The following is a 550-nucleotide window of genomic DNA, read 5'->3' as shown; positions in this document are numbered from 1 at the left end:
CACTTTCTCACCTCTCGGCATGCTGTATTCAGGGCCAAATATGGACCATTCCTTCAATACTGAAGATTGAAGTTCTCTGATTTTCGCAGTCCAACGACCACATTACAAATACTTAAAATCCGAGGAATTGAATGTTCCAGAATAGTTTTGGTTCACAGACAAGACGAAAGCAAAAAGCTGTTGTTTCTGCGTTGCGTGTCCCCGTGATTGCACTCATTGCCCTGGACCTGGCAGTCACCAGCAGGTCTGCTCGGGCAGAGGATATCGATGGGTCTTCATCGGTGACGATCGATAGTGATGCAAGCGTTTCGGACCATCCTGGTCCTTGGGATGTGGGTGGCCCCTTGAATATCGGGGTGACAACCGGTTCCGATGCCAAACTTACCATTCAAAATGACGGTGAAGTCACCAATACCGATGGAATAATCGGCGTAAACTCTGGTTCTCACGGCACCGTAACGGTGAGCGGAGCGGGATCCCAATGGCAGGCCACTGGGGAGTTCAAGGTTGGCAATGCTGGAACGGGTGATTTGAACATTGCCGATGGCGG

Annotated in this window: 1 pseudogene; it reads left to right on the top strand. The window is 50.4% G+C overall.

The window, feature by feature from the left end:
- Window positions 1-131 precede the first annotated feature (131 nt).
- Window positions 132-550: pseudogene (locus PsAD13_RS25395) on the top strand (hypothetical protein); the annotation flags it as partial.

The organism is Pseudovibrio sp. Ad13, from assembly GCF_001623225.1.
Lineage (GTDB): Bacteria > Pseudomonadota > Alphaproteobacteria > Rhizobiales > Stappiaceae > Pseudovibrio.
This window is presented reverse-complemented; position numbering and strand designations above follow the sequence as displayed.